General features: G+C 52.2%; 3 protein-coding genes. 2 read left to right on the top strand and 1 reads right to left on the bottom strand.

From position 1 onward, the window contains the following. Positions 1-42 precede the first annotated feature (42 nt). Positions 43-342: a hypothetical protein gene (locus ACR0JR_RS22275; protein ID WP_010443494.1), complete on the bottom strand. Its 300-nt coding sequence runs from the start codon at positions 340-342 to the stop codon at positions 43-45. Positions 343-909: 567 nt separating this feature from the next. Between ACR0JR_RS22275 and ACR0JR_RS22280 the strand changes: the two genes are divergently transcribed. Together ACR0JR_RS22280 and ACR0JR_RS22285 are read left to right on the top strand one after the other, a co-directional pair. Then, positions 910-1,425 carry a DUF805 domain-containing protein gene (locus tag ACR0JR_RS22280; protein ID WP_480458202.1) on the top strand — a complete coding sequence of 172 codons (516 nt, stop codon included), beginning with the start codon at positions 910-912 and terminating at the stop codon, positions 1,423-1,425. A gap of 74 nt (positions 1,426-1,499) precedes the next feature. Further along, positions 1,500-2,270: a hypothetical protein gene (locus ACR0JR_RS22285; protein ID WP_480458203.1), complete on the top strand. Its 771-nt coding sequence runs from the start codon at positions 1,500-1,502 to the stop codon at positions 2,268-2,270. The last annotated feature ends 6 nt before the right edge of the window (positions 2,271-2,276 follow it).

Raw genomic sequence — 2,276 nt, forward strand, 5'->3', positions numbered from 1 at the left:
AGCCAGTGCTGCGCAGCCGTTATCGGCTACGCAGCAGACTGCTCACAATGCGCCTTCGTCGCCCAGGAACTCGATACCAGCTGTCGCGCCATCACTGTAGGCAATGCAATTCCAAGGAGCACGATCCTCACCAACGCCTACAGTGACCTGTGTTCCCGCCTCGCTAAATGCCGATGAGAGCACCACGACTTGCGAATTGTTCGTGGTGTTGGCTACATCTCGCAAACATGCTTGCTGAGCCGGTGTGAGCTCGGCGGACGCGCTTGATGTACTCGTATCGTCACAGGCCGCAAGCATTGCGAAAAAAGTTGCGCCTGCAATCATCACCATCTTGTTGGTCATTTTCTTCTCCCTCTGGGTCCTTTGAAATTAACGAAATTGGATGCGCTTGTTTGAAGCTCTCGTGTCTGAGCACCCAACAGAACATGCTTCCATCCTGTGAATACCTTTCCCAAAACTTGCTGCGGCGGGCTTGGTCGGCGGAACAACATTTCGTTGACTATCGGGGCCGCCAACAACGTGTGAAGGCCGAATGACGACACTGGCGAAAGCTAAAGCAAACTCTGGAAAGATGGGGAGAGCGTTAGGTTCCAACATCGCGTCCTCCCAACGCTCGACCATTATTAAAGGCCTTCCGACCGCCAGCACTCACTCCAGCAGTCGGAAGGGCCCGACAAATCGGGCGACAGCGACAACAACGGAGGTAAAATGAAAGTTGTGTCGAATTCGCATGTTTGAATCTATTTTCTAATAAATCAATATTTTTTCCGCGCGTAAAAATCTTTACGCTCTCGTGCGATAGGGTTCTGCTTTCAAACAAAGATAAGAGGGAGCATCCTTAGGGGCGAGTGGGTTCTCCTGAACGGCGAAGCGTTTGAGACCGCACAGAAAGTAAGAAAGGAGTGAAATATGGGATTTGGCGAAGCAGTAAAAACGTGTTTCTCAAAATACTTCCAGTTCTCCGGTCGGGCTTTACGCTCAGAATACTGGTGGTTCTTCTTGTTCGTAGTTCTCGCGAGCGCTGCTTTAGCTGTGCTGGATACGATCATATTCGGGACCAACCCCGAAACAGGGCAAGGATCTCGGGTTCTGTCCTCTGTTTTCCAACTGGCTGTTCTCATACCCATGCTGGCCGCCGGTTGGCGGAGGCTGCATGATACAGGACGACCTGGCTGGTATTTGCTGCTGCCGATGGCGCTCAGCATTACCACGCTCTTTGTTATGCTGGGAGGGGTGGCGTTCTTCTCGGTATTGGAGCAAGGGACGGAAAACCCCGATGCATTACGAGGACCTGCGGCCGTCCTGGGCGTGACCGGTATTGTTGTTGTCTCAATTCTTCAATTGGTTCTGTCCATCCTGATGATCTGGTGGCTGACGCGACCTTCCCAAGAAAGCGCAAACGAATACGGCGCACCTGTTTCCTAACCTTGTTGCCCGGGTAACGGGCCGGAAACTCTGGCTGAATGACAGTACGAACCGTAACACCATGGAGAGAGAAAATGAGTTTCAAAACGATTTCCACTGGGACGCTGATGATGGTTATGGCGACCACAGCATCAGCGGAGTGGTCGTTCAACTCTGGGCCTAATCCCAATGCATTTATTCAGACCGGAAACATGACGCTGGAACTTCAGTGTGACCGTATCCGCTTTGCTCCGGTTGGATACGAGGACAGCCAGGACATTGTACAGAAGCAAGGGCTTTCCATTCGTTTCTTGAAGAATGGCACCACCGAAGTTGGCGCATTTCAGGTTGGCGCAGAAAACGCTGACGTGCAGGTCGTCGACAATTATCCTGTCGAGGTCAGTTTCAATAGTCAGCAGGATTATGGTTTTGTACTGGACCAGCTCGCGGCCAATGCATCCGTTAACCTGTCCATGATTGATCAAGATGTCAGCTACGGAATCTTTGACTTGAAAGGTTCCAGCGCGGCAATTCGGTCCCTTCGTTCCGCCTGCGATTTAGATGCTAGCCAGGGGACCTCCTACGAAGCACCCGAAGGCATCGTCTACTGTGGTGGCGGAGCGATAAAACGCGTGATCGAACCCGTAATTTTGGACAACCCGGAGGGAGAGTGGGACGCGCGAGTAACGGTCAACGGCGAGTCGATCAGAGCCATGACGGCCTATAGTTACTTCGGAAACTATGAGCCGCCGGCCGGATTTGTCGTCGCCCTGCTTGGGGAAGACAGGTCCGAGTTTCTGATTTTTAACGAAGGCTCGGCAAATTGGCTGGAATACGGGGACTACAGATATGAACAATGCAATTGATGCCAC

The organism is Ruegeria sp. AA3 (genome assembly GCF_056542905.1).

Bases quoted from the DNA above. Each gene is read 5' to 3' on its own strand.
- ACR0JR_RS22285 (WP_480458203.1), top strand. From the start codon at position 1,500: ATGAGTTTCAAAACGATTTCCACTGGGACGCTGATGATGGTTATGGCG.
- ACR0JR_RS22275 (WP_010443494.1), bottom strand. From the start codon at position 342: ATGACCAACAAGATGGTGATGATTGCAGGCGCAACTTTTTTCGCAATG.
- ACR0JR_RS22280 (WP_480458202.1), top strand. From the start codon at position 910: ATGGGATTTGGCGAAGCAGTAAAAACGTGTTTCTCAAAATACTTCCAG.